This window comes from Halopseudomonas formosensis, assembly GCF_900115905.1.
Lineage (GTDB): Bacteria > Pseudomonadota > Gammaproteobacteria > Pseudomonadales > Pseudomonadaceae > Halopseudomonas > Halopseudomonas formosensis.
In genome coordinates this window covers 27,759-42,423 of record NZ_FOYD01000004.1, presented here as the reverse complement: position 1 = coordinate 42,423, position 14,665 = coordinate 27,759, and the positions used below count along the sequence as shown (strand labels likewise).

Annotated in this window: 17 protein-coding genes, 3 tRNA genes and 1 pseudogene; 7 read left to right on the top strand and 14 right to left on the bottom strand. The window is 62.9% G+C overall.

Annotated features, from left to right (window positions below):
• Window positions 1-3: 3 nt before the first annotated feature.
• Together sdhD and sdhC are read right to left on the bottom strand one after the other, a co-directional pair.
• Complete coding sequence (gene sdhD / locus BM046_RS07445) at window positions 4-372, bottom strand: succinate dehydrogenase, hydrophobic membrane anchor protein (protein WP_090538471.1); 369 nt, start codon at window positions 370-372, stop codon at window positions 4-6.
• Window positions 366-752 carry a succinate dehydrogenase, cytochrome b556 subunit gene (gene sdhC, locus BM046_RS07440; RefSeq protein WP_090538470.1) on the bottom strand — a complete coding sequence of 129 codons (387 nt, stop codon included), beginning with the start codon at window positions 750-752 and terminating at the stop codon, window positions 366-368. Before sdhC ends, sdhD begins: the two co-directional genes overlap by 7 nt.
• A gap of 361 nt (window positions 753-1,113) precedes the next feature.
• Between sdhC and gltA the strand changes: the two genes are divergently transcribed.
• Window positions 1,114-2,388: a citrate synthase gene (gene gltA, locus BM046_RS07435; RefSeq protein WP_090538469.1), complete on the top strand. Its 1,275-nt coding sequence runs from the start codon at window positions 1,114-1,116 to the stop codon at window positions 2,386-2,388.
• Between the two features lie 198 nt (window positions 2,389-2,586).
• On the opposite strand, the gene BM046_RS07430 is transcribed toward gltA, so the two are convergent.
• Window positions 2,587-2,841, bottom strand: coding sequence for a YkgJ family cysteine cluster protein (locus BM046_RS07430; protein WP_090538468.1), 255 nt, complete (start codon window positions 2,839-2,841; stop codon window positions 2,587-2,589).
• 82 nt (window positions 2,842-2,923) lie between these two features.
• Between BM046_RS07430 and BM046_RS07425 the strand changes: the two genes are divergently transcribed.
• Window positions 2,924-3,265, top strand: coding sequence for a DMT family protein (locus BM046_RS07425; protein WP_090538681.1), 342 nt, complete (start codon window positions 2,924-2,926; stop codon window positions 3,263-3,265).
• Here the strand turns inward: BM046_RS07425 and BM046_RS07420 are convergent.
• Complete coding sequence (locus BM046_RS07420; RefSeq protein ID WP_090538467.1) at window positions 3,249-4,121, bottom strand: NAD(P)-dependent oxidoreductase; 873 nt, start codon at window positions 4,119-4,121, stop codon at window positions 3,249-3,251. The two genes, BM046_RS07425 and BM046_RS07420, sit on opposite strands and share 17 nt — an antisense overlap.
• A 124-nt stretch (window positions 4,122-4,245) precedes the next feature.
• On the opposite strand from BM046_RS07420, the gene ppnP reads away from it, so the two are divergent.
• Window positions 4,246-4,527 carry a pyrimidine/purine nucleoside phosphorylase gene (ppnP, locus tag BM046_RS07415; RefSeq protein ID WP_090538466.1) on the top strand — a complete coding sequence of 94 codons (282 nt, stop codon included), beginning with the start codon at window positions 4,246-4,248 and terminating at the stop codon, window positions 4,525-4,527.
• 95 nt (window positions 4,528-4,622) lie between these two features.
• On the opposite strand, the gene BM046_RS07410 is transcribed toward ppnP, so the two are convergent.
• Window positions 4,623-5,060 (bottom strand): acyl-CoA thioesterase, encoded by a 438-nt coding sequence (locus BM046_RS07410; protein ID WP_090538465.1) that lies wholly within the window; start codon window positions 5,058-5,060, stop codon window positions 4,623-4,625.
• A gap of 144 nt (window positions 5,061-5,204) precedes the next feature.
• Here BM046_RS07410 and BM046_RS07405 point away from each other — a divergent pair, with 144 nt between their 5' ends.
• Complete coding sequence (locus BM046_RS07405) at window positions 5,205-7,475, top strand: Orn/Lys/Arg family decarboxylase (protein ID WP_090538464.1); 2,271 nt, start codon at window positions 5,205-5,207, stop codon at window positions 7,473-7,475.
• 12 nt (window positions 7,476-7,487) lie between these two features.
• On the opposite strand, the gene BM046_RS07400 is transcribed toward BM046_RS07405, so the two are convergent.
• Window positions 7,488-8,375, bottom strand: coding sequence for a LysR family transcriptional regulator (locus BM046_RS07400; RefSeq protein ID WP_090538463.1), 888 nt, complete (start codon window positions 8,373-8,375; stop codon window positions 7,488-7,490).
• A gap of 115 nt (window positions 8,376-8,490) precedes the next feature.
• Between BM046_RS07400 and BM046_RS07395 the strand changes: the two genes are divergently transcribed.
• Together BM046_RS07395 and BM046_RS07390 are read left to right on the top strand one after the other, a co-directional pair.
• Window positions 8,491-9,117, top strand: coding sequence for a glutathione S-transferase family protein (locus BM046_RS07395; RefSeq protein ID WP_090538462.1), 627 nt, complete (start codon window positions 8,491-8,493; stop codon window positions 9,115-9,117).
• A gap of 5 nt (window positions 9,118-9,122) precedes the next feature.
• Window positions 9,123-9,554 carry a VOC family protein gene (locus BM046_RS07390; RefSeq protein ID WP_090538461.1) on the top strand — a complete coding sequence of 144 codons (432 nt, stop codon included), beginning with the start codon at window positions 9,123-9,125 and terminating at the stop codon, window positions 9,552-9,554.
• Window positions 9,555-9,711: 157 nt separating this feature from the next.
• Here BM046_RS07390 and BM046_RS07385 read toward each other — a convergent pair.
• Window positions 9,712-9,963: pseudogene (locus BM046_RS07385) on the bottom strand (hypothetical protein); the annotation flags it as partial.
• 108 nt (window positions 9,964-10,071) lie between these two features.
• On the bottom strand, window positions 10,072-10,572 hold the full coding sequence (locus BM046_RS07380) for a DoxX family protein (RefSeq protein ID WP_218150014.1): 501 nt from the start codon (window positions 10,570-10,572) through the stop codon (window positions 10,072-10,074).
• Window positions 10,573-10,632: 60 nt separating this feature from the next.
• Here BM046_RS07380 and BM046_RS07375 point away from each other — a divergent pair, with 60 nt between their 5' ends.
• Window positions 10,633-11,211 (top strand): TetR/AcrR family transcriptional regulator, encoded by a 579-nt coding sequence (locus BM046_RS07375; RefSeq protein ID WP_090538460.1) that lies wholly within the window; start codon window positions 10,633-10,635, stop codon window positions 11,209-11,211.
• Between the two features lie 18 nt (window positions 11,212-11,229).
• Here BM046_RS07375 and BM046_RS07370 read toward each other — a convergent pair whose 3' ends face one another.
• From BM046_RS07370 to gltX, 6 genes are all read right to left on the bottom strand, one after another.
• On the bottom strand, window positions 11,230-11,715 hold the full coding sequence (locus BM046_RS07370) for a VOC family protein (RefSeq protein ID WP_090538459.1): 486 nt from the start codon (window positions 11,713-11,715) through the stop codon (window positions 11,230-11,232).
• A gap of 87 nt (window positions 11,716-11,802) precedes the next feature.
• The gene (locus BM046_RS07365) at window positions 11,803-12,555 is read right to left on the bottom strand and encodes an SIR2 family NAD-dependent protein deacylase (protein WP_090538458.1); all 753 of its coding nucleotides are present in this window, start codon (window positions 12,553-12,555) and stop codon (window positions 11,803-11,805) included.
• A 63-nt stretch (window positions 12,556-12,618) separates the two neighbouring features.
• A tRNA-Ala gene (locus tag BM046_RS07360) sits at window positions 12,619-12,694 on the bottom strand.
• A gap of 40 nt (window positions 12,695-12,734) precedes the next feature.
• Window positions 12,735-12,810: transfer RNA gene (locus BM046_RS07355), tRNA-Glu, on the bottom strand.
• A gap of 106 nt (window positions 12,811-12,916) precedes the next feature.
• A tRNA-Ala gene (locus BM046_RS07350) sits at window positions 12,917-12,992 on the bottom strand.
• Window positions 12,993-13,165: 173 nt separating this feature from the next.
• Window positions 13,166-14,632, bottom strand: a complete 1,467-nt coding sequence (gene gltX, locus BM046_RS07345; RefSeq protein WP_090538457.1) for a glutamate--tRNA ligase — start codon at window positions 14,630-14,632, stop codon at window positions 13,166-13,168.
• Window positions 14,633-14,665: the final 33 nt, after the last annotated feature.

The window sequence follows — 14,665 nt, the reverse complement described above, 5'->3', positions numbered from 1 at the left end:
TGATCAAATACCCCACAGGATCTGTACACCCCAGACGAACAGCACGAACATCAGCAGACCGCACACCACCTGAAACAGGAAGCGCAGCACGGTTGCGAATCGGCCGAAAGCCATGGGGGTGAGGTAGTCGGTAGAAATAGTCCACATACCGACCCAGGAATGCACAGCCAGCGCCACCAGCGTCAGCAGACTGAAGATGCGCATGGCATTGTTGCTGTACAGGGCCTGCCACTGCTCGTAGCTCAGTCCCGGATTGAGGATCAGGTAGCCCAGCAGGAAGATGGTGTAGGCTGCCAGCAGTACGGCGGAAACGCGCTGCGCCATCCAGTCATACAGGCCGCTACGCGACAGGTTGGTGACGTTGGTTACCATATCCATACCCCCAGCAGAACAATCAGAACGGCGGCAACGACAATCAGCACCTGGGCGCCCAGTCGGCCACTCTCCAGCCCTTCACCAACTCCAGCGTCCATCAGCAGGTGACGGATACCGGCAACCAGGTGGTACAGCAGCGCGGACAGCACGCCCCACAACACCAGCTTGGCGATCGGATTTTCAAAACAGGCCTTTACTTGCTCGAAGCCGCTTTCGGAACTCAGAGACGTGTCCAGCATCCAAAGCAGGCCTGCAATGGCGATGAACAGAATGACTCCCGAGATGCGGTGAGCGATAGACGTATAGGCTGTGACAGGAAGTTTGATTGTCCTGAGATCCAGGTTGACAGGTCTTTTGCTATTCACGGCTATATTCACACTCGTTACCCTGTGGACAGGGCGGGATTATAGGAAGGCGCTTCACGCACCCAAATGACGCGCGGCATAGCTTCGAGGAAGAAGCCGAAAGGTCATTTTGCCGGCCAAGGAGTATAGTGACTCAGTCGTCAGATTACAACGCGACAAAGCCTTCCCATCGGCCTTTCCCGGCTTCTGCAACATTCCCACTGCGTCAAAAGCGCGCACGCCCTTTTTTCCATAAAACCTTTGCATGATTGCGATCAGAAATCTCTATAGACAGACTAAATCGCAGAATTGACAAACGGGTTTTTGACTTTATAGTGATGCGGGCCCTGCGTGGGGGGTCACACTTTCGATACAGCAAAACAGGAGGCCATCAATGGCTGACAAAAAAGCGCAGTTGATCATCGAGGGCGCTGCCCCCATCGAGCTGCCTGTCTATTCCGGCACTATGGGCCCGGACGTGATTGATGTTCGCAGCCTCACCAGCGAGGGTGTTTTCACTTTCGATCCCGGCTTCATGTCAACCGCGTCCTGCGAATCCAAGATCACGTACATCGACGGCGACAAGGGCGTCCTGCTGCATCGCGGCTATCCGATCGAGCAACTGGCCGAGAAATCCGACTTCCTTGAAGTGTGCTATCTGCTGCTCAAGGGCGAACTGCCCAGCGCCGAGGAAAAGGCCAAATTCACCGGCACCATCCAGGCTCACACCATGGTGCATGAGCAGCTCAAGAGCTTCCTCAACGGCTTCCGCCGTGACGCCCACCCGATGGCGATCATGTGCGGCATGGTCGGCGCGCTGTCTGCCTTCTATCACGATTCCCTGGACATCAACGATCCGATGCATCGTGAAATCTCCGCAATCCGCCTGATTGCCAAGATTCCTACCATTGCTGCGATGGTTTACAAGTACTCGGTCGGCCAGCCGGCAATGTACCCGCGGAACGATCTGAGCTACTCGGAAAACTTCCTGCACATGATGTTCAACTCCCCGGCCGGCAGCCGCGAGATCAGCCCTGTTCTGGCCCGCGCCATGGACCGCATCTTCGTCCTGCACGCCGATCACGAACAGAATGCTTCCACCTCCACCGTGCGTCTGGCCGGCTCCTCCGGTGCCAACCCGTTCGCCTGTATCGCAGCCGGTATTGCCGCCCTCTGGGGACCGGCACATGGCGGCGCGAACGAAGCCGTTCTGCGCATGCTGGATGAGATCGGCGACGTTTCCAACATCGACAAGTTCATCGCCAAGGCCAAGGACAAGGATGATCCGTTCAAGTTGATGGGCTTCGGTCACCGGGTCTACAAGAACTTCGATCCGCGCGCCAAGGTCATGAAGCAGACCTGCGACGAGGTGCTGGGCGAGCTGGGTATCAACGATCCGCAACTGGAACTGGCCATGAAGCTGGAAGAGATCGCCCTGAGCGACCCCTACTTCGTGGAACGCAACCTGTACCCGAACGTGGACTTCTACTCCGGCATCATCCTCAAGGCCCTGGGCATCCCCACCGAGATGTTCACCGTGATCTTCGCCACCGGCCGCACCCCGGGCTGGATCGCACACTGGCACGAGATGATCAGCAACCCGTACAAGATCGGTCGCCCGCGTCAGCTGTACACCGGCCACACCCAGCGCGATTACCCGAACCGGTAATCTGTCTGAGCATTAAAAAACCCGCTTCGGCGGGTTTTTTAATGCTCCCCAGGCAGGTGGCACATGAAATAGTAGGAGCATCGCCCTCGGTGCGAACCGGGCGGACATCATTCGCACCCGGGGCGGGGTGCTCCTACCGGGGGAGCGGGGGTGGCGCATGCGATTGCAGGAGCACCGCCCTCGGGGCGAACGGACTGCTCAGCACGCAGTCGCCTGCTCCCACCAGCTCAGTATCTGTATCGCCTGTTCGGCGCTGTCACCACACACCTCGGGATCCGCCATGAACCGGGAACACACGCTGGGGCGCTCGGGTTTGCCGAACAGGGCGCAGCGCTTGTCGGCGGTCAGATGGATACAGGCCACGCCTGCAGGTTTGCCCTGCGGCATGCCGGGAATCGGGGTAGTGATCGAGGGCGCCACGCAGCAGGCGCCACAACCTTCTCGACATTCCATATAGAAGCTAGAATCCTCGCTTTGCACAGGGCCCCTGGCGGCCCACCCTTCGCCTACTCCTACCGGGATCCAGACCATGCAGATACCCATCTGGGCACAGACCGCCCTGTTGTTGAGCCTGTCCAACATCTTCATGACCTTCGCCTGGTACGGACATCTGCGCACGCTGAACAGCAAGCCCTGGATCATCGCAGCGCTGGTCAGCTGGGGCATCGCCCTGTTCGAATACATGCTGATGGTGCCGGCCAACCGCATCGGCTATACCGAGCTGTCGGTGGCGCAGCTGAAGATAATGCAGGAAGTGATCACCCTGTGCGTGTTCGTGCCCTTTGCGGTGCTCTTCCTGCATCAACCCCTGAAGCTGGACTATCTCTGGGCCGGGCTCTGTCTGCTCGGCGCGGTGTATTTTATTTTCCGGGCTTGAGCCTGGCAATCAGACTGGAGGTATCCCACCGCCCTCCCCCCAGCTTCTGCACCTCGGCGTAGAACTGGTCGACCAGGGCGGTGACCGGCAGCTGGGCGCCGTTGCTGCGCGCCTCATCCAGCACTATGGCCAGATCCTTGCGCATCCAGTCCACTGCGAAACCGAAGTCGAACTCCCCGGCCAGCATGGTCTTGTGGCGGTTTTCCAGCTGCCAGGACTGGGCCGCGCCCTTGCTGATCACCGCCATGGCCGCTTCCCCGTCCAGCCCCGCGCACTGGGCGAAATGCAGCGCCTCGGCCAGACCCTGGACCAGACCGGCAATGCAGATCTGGTTCACCATCTTGGTCAGCTGCCCGTTACCCACCGGCCCCATCAGCTTGACCATGCGCGCATAACTGTTGATCACCGGGCGCGCCAGATCGAAGACCGCCTCCTCGCCGCCCACCATCACCGTCAGCTGACCGTGCTCGGCACCGGCCTGACCGCCGGACACCGGCGCATCGAGAAAACCTACTCCCTGCTCCCCGGCCAGACCGGCCAGCCGTCGGGCCACCTCGGCCGAGGCAGTGGTGTGGTCGACGATGACCGCGCCGCTGCGGGCGCCGGCCAGCACACCTTCGGGACCACTGATAACGTCGGTCAGATCATTGTCGTTGCCGACACAGATCATGATGAAATCCTGCTCGGTTGCCGCCTCGGCCGGGGTCGGACAGCTGCGACCGCCGTGCTCGGCAACCCATTGGCGGGCCTTTTCAGCGGTCCGGTTGTACACCGTAACCTCATGCCCGGCACGCGCCAGATGACCCGCCATCGGGTACCCCATGACGCCCAGACCGATAAACGCAACGCTAGCCATAGTTACTCCTGAATGGGTGTTCATTGATTTGCACGGGCAGAATGATAGCAGGCGAAGCCCCCTGTTCGGCGAATCCGGCCGCAGGCATAATTGGCGCCCATTTACTCACATCCGGAGTTCCGCCATGTTCAGCACCAACCAGTATTTCGACGGCAAGGTTGCATCCATCGCCTTCAGCCAGCCCGAAGGCCGCGCCACTGTGGGCGTCATGGCTCCCGGCGAATATGAATTCGGCACCAACGAACTGGAGATCATGCACGTGATCAGCGGCAAGCTGACCGTGAAACTGCCCGGCAGCGAACAGTGGCAGGACTTTGTCGCCGGCAGCCAGTTCACTGTCCCCGGCAACAGCCGCTTTCAACTGAAGGTCGAGCAGGATACTGCCTACCTCTGCGAATACCGCTGAGACAGACCCGTATTCCGGAAGGGCCGAATTCCATTCGGCCCATGGGTTCCCGCCCCTGTTGTGGGAGCCCCGCAGCCGGGGCGACTGCCAAGTCCCTACTTTTCGCCCACGATCGCCTTGCCATAACCATCCAGAAATTCCGCCGGCATGCGCCGCGGCCGCCCCGTACTCAGCTCCACACAGGCAAAGGTGGTATAGGCCCGCAACAGGGTGACGCCGTCGCCGGGGCGCAGCAGCTGGAAGCGCCGTGTCATGCGCAGCTTGCTGTCCCAGCTGACGATCCAGGTGCCCATCTGCAGCTCTTCGCCCTCGTAGGCGGAGGCCAGGTAATCAATCTCGTGGCGCAGCACCACCATGGCGCGGTTCAACTGCTGGTATTCATCCAGCCCCAGCCCCAGCGACCGGGAGTGCTGCCAGGCGCAGCGCTCCAGCCAGCGCACATAGGATGCATTGTTGGCGTGGCCCAGCTCGTCGATATCCTCCGGCTGTACCTGTACCTGCTCGATAAAGGGGGCTTCTAGATCCCAGCTCACGTTCGTCTCCCGGCCCGGCAGTGTTGGAAAGCGGAGAAGCATACCATTGCCGGCCCCGGCAAATCGCCCCGCAGCGCGTCAGCCGACTTGCCATCAACGCCGGCCCGCACGACACTGGGGGCACGAGCCGTTACAGGAGCTGGCATGTTCAAGCATCTGCACTTCCCGATTCTGGTCATCAATTCCGATATCGATCGCAACAACGTCGCCGGCCAGCAACTGGCTGAACTGTTCAAGGCTCTGGAGCAGGAGGGCTTCGAGGTGCTGGCCACCGCCTCCCTGGAAGAAGGCCGGCTGGTGGCCGAGGCCCACCGGGGGCTGTCGTGCATCCTGTTCACCCCCGAGAATCACCCGGACGGCGATCTGGGCCCGGAACGGCGCCTGTTCGATGCAGCCCATTCCCGCTCCCCCGAACTGCCGATCATGGCCCTGAGTACCACCCAGGCACTGGATACCCAGCTGCTCGGGCGACTGCGCGACCTGCACCAGCTGCGCGGCATCATCTATCTGTTCGAGGACACCATGCCCTTCATCGCCGGGCAGATCGCGCGCACCGCCCGGACCTATCTGTCCCAGCTGCTGCCGCCCTTCTTCAAGGCCCTGCTGACCTATACCGGTCGTGCCAGCTATTCCTGGCACTCCCCGGGCCACGGCGGCGGCGTGGCCTTTCGCAAGAGCCCGGTAGGCCGTGCCTTCCACGACTTCTTCGGCGAGAACACCCTGCGTTCGGATCTGTCGGTATCGGTGCCGGGGCTGGGCTCGCTGCTCGATCACAATGGCCCCATTGCCGAAGCCGAGGCCAATACCGCCCGCACCTTCGGCGCCGACCACAGCTTCTATGTGATCAACGGCACCTCTACCGCCAACAAGATCATCTGGCACGCCTTCGTTACCCGGGATGATGTGGTGCTGGTGGACCGCAATTGCCACAAGTCGATACTGCATGCGATCACCATGACCGGCGCCATCCCCGTGTACCTCACCGGCTCGCGCAACGACTACGGCATCATCGGCCCCATCAGCCTGGACTCCTTCTCCCCGCAGAGCCTGCGCCAGCGCCTGGCCGAGCACCCGCTGCTGCAGGGACGTACACCACGCATCCGCCTGGCGGTGCTGACCAACTCCACCTACGACGGCCTGTGCTACAACGCCGAGCTGATCAAGGACGAGCTGGAGGATGCGGTGGACATCCTGCATTTCGACGAAGCCTGGTACGGCTACGCCGCCTTCCACGAGTTCTATGCCGGCCGCCACGGCATGGGCAGCAAGCGTGGCTTCGAGCGGGCCAGGCACCCCCTGGTATTCGCCACCCAGTCGCCGCACAAGGTGCTGGCCGCCCTGTCCCAGGCCTCGATCATCCTGGCCGAGAACAGCGTTGAGCAGCAGCTGGATGTGGGCCGCTTCAACGAAGCCTTCATGATGCACACCTCCACCTCGCCGCATTACGGCATCATCGCCTCGATCGACGTAGCCACCGGCATGATGGCCGGCGAGCCGGGCCGCTCGCTGGTGCAGGAGACCCTGGACGAGGCCCTGTCCTTCCGCCGCGCCATGCAGCAGACCGCCGAGCGCCTGGATGAGGACGAATGGTGGTTCGATGTCTGGGAACCGGAGCAGGCGCTGGACAGCGAGCAGCTGGTCGCCAGCGACTGGACTCTGGACAGCGGCGCCGACTGGCACGGTTTCGGTGACACCGCCGACGACTATGCCCTGCTCGATCCGATCAAGGTCACCCTGCTGACGCCGGGGGTGGAAGAACAGGGCCGCCTGGGCCGCACCGGCATACCCGCCGCCATTGTCACCCGCTTTCTGGCCGAGCGCGGCCTGGTGGTGGAGAAGACCGGCCTGTATTCCTTCCTGATCCTGTTCTCCCTGGGCATCACCAAGGGCAAGTGGAGCACCCTGGTGGCCGAGCTGCAGGAGTTCAAGCGCCTGTACGACAGCAACGCGCCGCTGGAGCTGACCCTGCCGGTCATCGCCCGTACCGGACACTACCCGGACATGGGCCTGCGTGACCTGTGCAATCAGTTGCACCACTTCTACAAGCAGCAGCACATGGTGCGCATACTGCGGCAGATCTATACCCAGCTGCCGGAGATCGTCCTGCGCCCCGCAGACGCCTACCAGAAGATGGTGCGCGGCCAGGTGGAAATGGTGCCCATCGACCAGCTGGGCGGACGCATCAGCGCGGTCATGCTGGTGCCCTACCCGCCGGGCATTCCGGTGATCATGCCCGGCGAGCGCTTCTCCCAGGATAACAGTGCCATCGCCGACTACCTGAAGATCGCCCTGGATCAGGACCGGCAGTTCCCCGGCTTCGAGAGTGACATCCATGGACTGCGCCCGGTGGTGCAGGAGGATGGCAGCGTGCGGCTGTTTGTTGACTGCCTGGTGGAGCCGAACGCGGGCAGCTGAGGTCCGCCAGCCCTACAGTGTCCGCGTGCGCAGGTGCTGCCGGACCGCGTCGATGAAAGCCCGCACATTGGGGTGATTGCGGCGGCCGCCCTGGAACAGCAGGGACACCGGCAACCGGGGTGCATTGTCCTCGGCCAGCAGCAGCTCCAGCTGCCCGCTGGCAAGCTGCTCTGTTACCTGATAGGACAATGTACGGATCACCCCGAGACCCGCCACTGCCGCTGCCACCGCCGCCTCGGTATTGTTCACCGAGAACCTGGGGGCATGACCGGAACGGCGGACCTCGTCCAGCCCCCAGCCACGGTGCGGACCGAGCTCATCCTCCACCCAGATCAGCTGATGCTGGGCCAGCTCTGCCAGTGACGTCGGCCGGCCATAGACAGCCAGATATGCCGGACTGGCAGTGAATACCCGGCGGACCTCCCCGACCCGGGTCATGTGCAACGCACTGTCAGGCAGTTCGGCGATACGCACGGCGACATCCACGCCTTCCTCCACCAGGCTCACCACCCGATCCAGCAACAGCAGCCGTACCCGCAGCTCGGGAAAGCTGGCCAGCAGCTGAGTGACGGCCGGCTGGATATGCAGGCGACCGAACAGGACCGGGGCGGTCACCGTCAGCAGTCCGCTCGGCGCGGAGCGGCGCCCCTGCAGAACATCGTAGGCCTGTTCAATTTCGGAAATACCGGCCCGGCAGTGGTCGAGAAACAACGCCCCTTCCTCGGTCAGGCTGACACTGCGGGTGGTTCGTCGCAGCAGCTGGACACCCAGACTGGTTTCAAGCGCAGCAATGGTGCGTGACACCGTCGTCGGTGACAGGCTCAGCCGACGACCGGCTTCGGCAAAACTGCGATGCTCGGCAACGCTGATGAAGGTACGCAGTGTGCGCAGCCGGTCCATGAATTCGACCTCGATTGGTATCGTTTTTCGCAATAGTGAAGTGCCAGACTGGCTGATTCTCTCACCGCTCCGCAATGGACAGAATGACCGTACCCCATTCAGGAGATCAACGGTCATGAAACTCTATCACTATGCCCTGTCCGGGCACGCCCACCGGGCCGCCCTCTTCCTCTCCCTCAGTGGCCTGCCCCACGAACTGATCGACGTGGATCTTGCTGCCGGGCAACACCGACGGCCGGAATTTCTCGCGCTCAATGCCTTCGGCGAGGTGCCGGTGCTGGAGGACAGCGGCATCATCATTGCCGATTCGCTGGCCATTCTCCTGTATGTCGCGCGCCGAATCGGCCCTTCGCATTGGTTACCCGGCGAGCCCGCTGTGGAGGCCGAGATTCAGCGCTGGCTCGCCGTAGCCGCCGGCAAGGTCGCCTATGGTTTGTGCGCCGCGCGCCTGATCACGGTATTCGGAGCCCACTTCGATCCCCGGGAAGTCATGCAACGAGCCCATGCGACCCTGGCAGTGATGGAGCACACCCTGGAGCGCTGGCAGTGGCTGGCCCGCACGGTGCAGCCCAGCATCGCCGATGTCGCCCTGTACAGCTATACCGCGAGCGCCCCTGAAGGCAATGTGGACCTTGCACCTTACCCGCATGTCCGCCGCTGGCTTAGTTGCATCGAGCAGCTGCCGGGGTTTGTCCCCTTCCAGCAGACAAGCACCGGCCTGCGTGCCGCTGTCGAGGAGTAGCCACCATGAACTTCACCAACCTGCGTCTTGATCACATCGGTATCCGGGTAACCGATCTGGCGATGGCCGAAGCCTTCTACGCCAGGCTCGGCTTCCAGCGCGATCCGGAGGAGTTTGCGCCGGCCGCCAGGGCCTGTGGTCTGAAACACCCGACCGGCCTGCGCATCCATCTGATCTATAACGGCGAGGCGGCACAGGCAGGCAACGTGCTGCTGGACGCCCCGGTGAAATACCCGGGTTACACCCACGCTGCCTTCATCATCGACAGCATGGATGAGCTGGTAGCCTGGCTCCACCGGGAGCAGATTCCGATCAGTGAGGGCCCGCTGGTAATGGGACATGGACGACGCAATGTGTGCTTCATCCGGGACCCGGACCGCAATGTGCTGGAGTTCAACGAGATTCTCGACAGGGCAGCCACATCCGCCGGAGTCTGAGCCAGCCAGCGGTGAATCTTTCCATCAGGGTCTCCCGTGCATATGGCCCCGTCATGGTTCAGTAATAGACGCTGCCCGGGGACACGCCAAGGGGCATCAGCCCAGCTGGATGATCAGGGCAAAGCCTCCCAGCACCATCCAGAAGCCACCGAACAGCCAGGGCGAGCAGCGCGGGCACCACCAGAGTGAACAGGGGGCCCCAGTCCGGGTTGGTATTGCCCATGGAGGAGGCGTAGGCGATCACCAGGAAGGACTGCGCCGTGAGGAAGGTATTGGTGCGCCCGGACAGATTGCTGATTTCATGGTGGATCTCACGCCGGTAGAACGCCAGTCGATCCCTTGGTGAACCAAAGATGGACACATCCGGCTCGAGGTGCGGCGGATCCGGGTTGTCAGGAGAGATGATCATGGTCGATGGAACCGATTGCAGGGACTGTACCCCTTTCGAGGCCCCAGCCCCTGCCCGGTTCCCCCTCTGCGCCCGCAGGCCCTGGTCCCCCGCTCCGTTCCATTGATCTCAGGAATGGGCCGCCGTCCCAGTTGCAGTGGCCGGTCGATGGTGCCGGGGCCAGTCGATCAGGCCGCTACAGAACAGCGCCCACCAGACCGCCAGCGGTTGGAATCCCAGCCGCACCCAGTAGTACCAGTCGCTGGCAGGCAGTCCCTGCACATTCAATCCCTGCAGGGCGTTATGCACATTGGCCGGGAACACGGCGATGAAATACACACCCAGCGCGGCGCCCGCTGCACGGCGCAGACGCGGGATCAGCAGACCCAGACCACCGGCAATCTCGCACAGGCCGGTCAGCCCCACCACCAGTTCCGCGTGGGGCAGCCAGCTCTCGATCATCGGCAGGTAGCGCTCCGGTACCAGCAGGTGATCCGCTCCGAAGAACATCAGCGCCAGCGCCAGGGCCAGCCGCATGCAGGCCCGCCCCTGCCGCAGCGAAACCACACCCAGCCACCCCGCAAGCCAGGCCAGAACGGTAAGAACAAGCAATGCAAGGAAGAAAATCATGGTGACCTCCTGTAATGTAGGCACTATAAACATTGGACCTCAAAGTAGGCACTGTCAACATTGAAAACCAGAGAATCGGATTATCACCACGGGGATCTGCGCCAGGCGCTGTTACAGGCCGCGCGGCAAACACTGGAACAGAACGGGCCCAGCTCGCTGAGCCTGCGTGAACTGGCCCGCCGGGTCGGCGTTTCCCACGCCGCGCCCTACCGGCACTTCACCAGTCGCGAGGAGCTGCTGATCGCGCTGGCCACGGACGGATTCGACGAGCTGACCTCACGCTTGCGCGCCGCCGAAAAAGCCACCGGCACCCTGCAGGGCATGGGCCAGGCCTATGTCGGCTTTGCTGTGGAGAATCCGTCTTTGTACAAACTGATGTTCAGCCCGGAGCTGGACCGCCGGCGGCCGGAACTGCTGGCAGAGGCGGCCGCGGCAGCCTTCGGTCTGCTGCGCGAGCAGACGACAGCGGATGACGGGGAACGGAGCGGGACCCTGGCAGCCTGGGCCCTGGTTCACGGGCTGTCACAACTGCTGATCGATCGCCTGCTGTCGGAAGAGCTGCTGGCAGCCGACCGCTTGCCAGCGCTGGTCACCGCGGTACTGGGTCACCTCCGGGTGGAGCCACCCGGCAATCCTTGAATATCAGGGCCGGGGCACTCAGCGCTCGTCCCTGATCGCCGCTTCGATCGCCGCTACCTCGATCTTGCGCATGGTCATCATGGCTTCGAATGCCCGCTTGCCCACCGCCGGGTCCGGATGCGCCAGGGCTTCCGAGAGCACCCGCGGGGTGATCTGCCGGGACAGCCCCCACCTGTCCTTGCACCAGCCGCATTCGCTTTCCTGACCGCCGTTGTCCACTATGGCGTGCCACAGCCGATCGTTTTCCGCCTGATCCTCAGTGGCGATCTGGAACGAGAAGGCTTCGCTGTGGTGGAAAGCCGGTCCGCCGTTCAATCCCAGGCAGGGAATGCCGGCGACGGTGAAGTCCACTGTCAGAACATCCCCGGCGCTGCCGGCGGGGTAGTCGGTGGGTGCGCGGAAGACGTTGCCCACATGACTGTCGGGGAAGGTCCGGGCGTAGAAGGTGGGCGCCTCCAGCGCGGCCCCGTCATACCAGAGACAGACGCGATTTCGGGTGATCATATCGATTGCTCCGCAGTGACGAATGATCTTCGCAGTCTAATCGCAGCGCCGTGCGCTCCGGGGTGATTTCGTCGACTGGCGCGCCACTCATCCGAAAGCGGCGGTCAGCAGGCGCGGCAGCACCTGTCCAGCCTTGCCGGTCAGCGCCAGCTCCCCGGGAGCATGGGTACTTACTGGCTCGGGATTGACATGGATGACCCTGGCGCCCTGCTCCAGCGCGCGCCGGGGCAGCCCGGCAGCGGGATAGACGGCGCCGGAGGTACCCACCGAGAGCAACAGGTCACAGGTCGACACCGCCTCCCAGGCAGCCTCCCAGGCCTGCTGCGGCAGGCTTTCACCGAACCACACCACCCCCGGACGGGCCAGGCCGTTACACAGCGGGCAACGGGGCGGAGCCAGACGCTGGCCATTCTCCATGACCTCGGCTACCGGAATGGCCATGGGGCGGGCGCAATCGAAGCAGCGGGGTTGCTGGATGCTGCCGTGCAGGTGGATCACTGAGCGGCTGCCGGCCCGCTCGTGCAGATCATCCACGTTCTGGGTAACCACCTGCAGCTGCGCCACCTGCCCGGCCAGCTCGGCGATGGCCTGATGGGCCGGGTTGGGCGAGACCTGCGCCAGCCGCGCACGACGCCATTCGTACCAGCCCCATACCAGCTCGGGATCAGCCAGAAAGGCCTCAGGGGTGGCCAGGCGCTGGGGATCGAAGCGGGCCCAGAGCCCGGTCTGGGCATCACGGAAGGTGGCAATACCACTCTCGGCGGAGACACCGGCTCCGGTGAACACCACTACCCGGCTGGCCTGTGCAAGGCAGGCTGCCGCCCGGTCCAGATCGGCCATGAGCTTCCCCTTTTTCGGACACGAAAAAAAAGGGCCGACAACGAGTGTCGGCCCTTGAGAAATTGGTGGAGCTATGCGGGATCGAACCGCAGACCTCTTGCATGCCATGCAAGCGCTCTCCCAGCTGAGCTATAGCCCCTATGGTCTTTCGACCCCGACACCGAAGTGTCGGTAAAAAGTGGCGTCCCCTAGGGGACTCGAACCCCTGTTACCGCCGTGAAAGGGCGGTGTCCTAGGCCACTAGACGAAGGGGACGCAAACCCTTCTCGAAACGATTGCTGGTATCGTTTCTTCACCAGATATGCAGTAAAGCATACCGGCTAGTGTAAAACAGGTCACCGCCAGGCGATGACCAAAAATTTGGTGGAGCTACGCGGGATCGAACCGCGGACCTCTTGCATGCCATGCAAGCGCTCTCCCAGCTGAGCTATAGCCCCGTCGTTCTGGACGGGGCGCATATTAGGGCGCCCACCAACTTCTGTCAACAAATAAATTCAATAAAACAGCGACTTAAGGGCAAAGGGCCGATTTTCCGCGGCCTGCGGGCCAGAGCGGTTCCGGCGGCAGGCGTTCCGGCGGCAGGCGCGAATGGCCCTTTCCCCGTCCGGGCCTAGATCAGCTTCTCCCAGGCCTTGACCTCCTTCTTCGAGGCGCCGCCGAGCAGCTCCAGGGCCTGACGCAGGCGATAGCGGGTCAGGTCCGGTCCGAGGTGGGCCATGGCGTCCAGCACCGAGACCGAACTGGCCTGCCCGGTGATGGCAACAAACAGCAGCGGCATCAGATCGCGCAGCTTCAGCTCCAGCACCTCGGCCACCTGCTGGATGTTGGCAGTAATGCCGTCCTTGTCCCACTGGCGCAGGGCCTCGAGCTTCCACAGCAGCAGCTGCAGCGCCTTGCGCACCTCGTCCTGGGACAGCTTCTTGTGGGCGAACTGCTCGATCTGCAGCTCGACCCGACCGGTCAGGAAGAAGCCGGCCAGAGGCACCAGTTCACTGAAGGTTTCCACCCGGCTCTGCACCAGGGGTACCAGCGGGCGCAGGTAGTCGCTGTTCAGCGCCCATGTCTGCACCGCGTCGACAAAGTCCTGCTCCGACAGATCTCGGATCCACTGGCCGTTCAACCAGGCCAGCTTCTCCACGTCGAAGATCGGCCCGCCGAGCGATACCCGCTGGATGTCAAAGTGCTCGACCATCTCGCTCAGGGAGAACTTCTCGCGCTCATCGGGCATGGACCAGCCCATGCGCCCCAGATAGTTGAGCAGCGCCTGGGGCAGATAGCCCATGCGCTGGTAGAAAATGATGCTGGTCGGGTTCTTGCGCTTGGACAGCTTGCTCTTGTCCGGGTTGCGCAGCAGCGGCATGTGACACAACTGCGGCATGTCCCAGCCGAAATAGCGGTACAGCAGGATGTGCTTGGGTGCGGAGTTGATCCACTCCTCGCCGCGCAGTACGTGCGTGATCTGCATCAGGTGGTCGTCAACCACGTTGGCCAGGTGGTAGGTGGGCAGACCGTCGGCCTTCATCAGCACCTGCATGTCCACCTGCTCCCAGGGAATCTCGATCTCCCCGCGCAGCATGTCATTGACCACGCAGACACCGTGCTCGGGCACCTTCATGCGCACCACGTGGGGCTCGCCGGCGGCGACCCGGCGGTTCACCTCGTCTTCGCTCAGATGCAGGCAGTGACCGTCGTAGCCCGGGGTCTGCTTGTTGGCCATCTGCTCGGCGCGCAGCTGATCCAGACGCTCGGCGGTGCAGAAGCAGCGGAAGGCGTGGCCCTTGCTGATCAGCAGCTCGCTGTGTTCACGGTAGATCTCGCTGCGCTCGCTCTGGCGGTAGGGGCCGTGGGGACCGCCAACATCCGGGCCCTCGTCCCAATCCAGCCCCAGCCAGCGCAGGGAGTCGAGGATCTGCTTTTCCGATTCGGCGCTGGAGCGCACCTGGTCGGTGTCCTCGATACGCAGGATGAACTGACCGCCGTGCTGGCGAGCGAAGCACTGGTTGAACAGGGCGATGTAGGCAGTGCCTACGTGGGGGTCTCCGGTCGGCGACGGAGCAATACGGGTACGCACGGTCATGGAATATCTCGATAACGACGGCCTGAAAGGCCG

Coding starts and splice junctions, on each gene's coding strand:
- ppnP (WP_090538466.1), top strand. CDS start 4,246: ATGTTCAGCACCAACCAGTATTTCGACGGCAAGGTTGCATCCATCGCC.
- BM046_RS07390 (WP_090538461.1), top strand. CDS start 9,123: ATGAACTTCACCAACCTGCGTCTTGATCACATCGGTATCCGGGTAACC.
- sdhD (WP_090538471.1), bottom strand. CDS start 372: ATGGTAACCAACGTCACCAACCTGTCGCGTAGCGGCCTGTATGACTGG.
- BM046_RS07365 (WP_090538458.1), bottom strand. CDS start 12,555: ATGGCCGATCTGGACCGGGCGGCAGCCTGCCTTGCACAGGCCAGCCGG.
- BM046_RS07400 (WP_090538463.1), bottom strand. CDS start 8,375: ATGGACCGGCTGCGCACACTGCGTACCTTCATCAGCGTTGCCGAGCAT.
- BM046_RS07380 (WP_218150014.1), bottom strand. CDS start 10,572: ATGATTTTCTTCCTTGCATTGCTTGTTCTTACCGTTCTGGCCTGGCTT.
- BM046_RS07370 (WP_090538459.1), bottom strand. CDS start 11,715: ATGATCACCCGAAATCGCGTCTGTCTCTGGTATGACGGGGCCGCGCTG.
- BM046_RS07420 (WP_090538467.1), bottom strand. CDS start 4,121: ATGGCTAGCGTTGCGTTTATCGGTCTGGGCGTCATGGGGTACCCGATG.
- BM046_RS07405 (WP_090538464.1), top strand. CDS start 5,205: ATGTTCAAGCATCTGCACTTCCCGATTCTGGTCATCAATTCCGATATC.
- gltA (WP_090538469.1), top strand. CDS start 1,114: ATGGCTGACAAAAAAGCGCAGTTGATCATCGAGGGCGCTGCCCCCATC.
- BM046_RS07430 (WP_090538468.1), bottom strand. CDS start 2,841: ATGGAATGTCGAGAAGGTTGTGGCGCCTGCTGCGTGGCGCCCTCGATC.
- gltX (WP_090538457.1), bottom strand. CDS start 14,632: ATGACCGTGCGTACCCGTATTGCTCCGTCGCCGACCGGAGACCCCCAC.
- BM046_RS07395 (WP_090538462.1), top strand. CDS start 8,491: ATGAAACTCTATCACTATGCCCTGTCCGGGCACGCCCACCGGGCCGCC.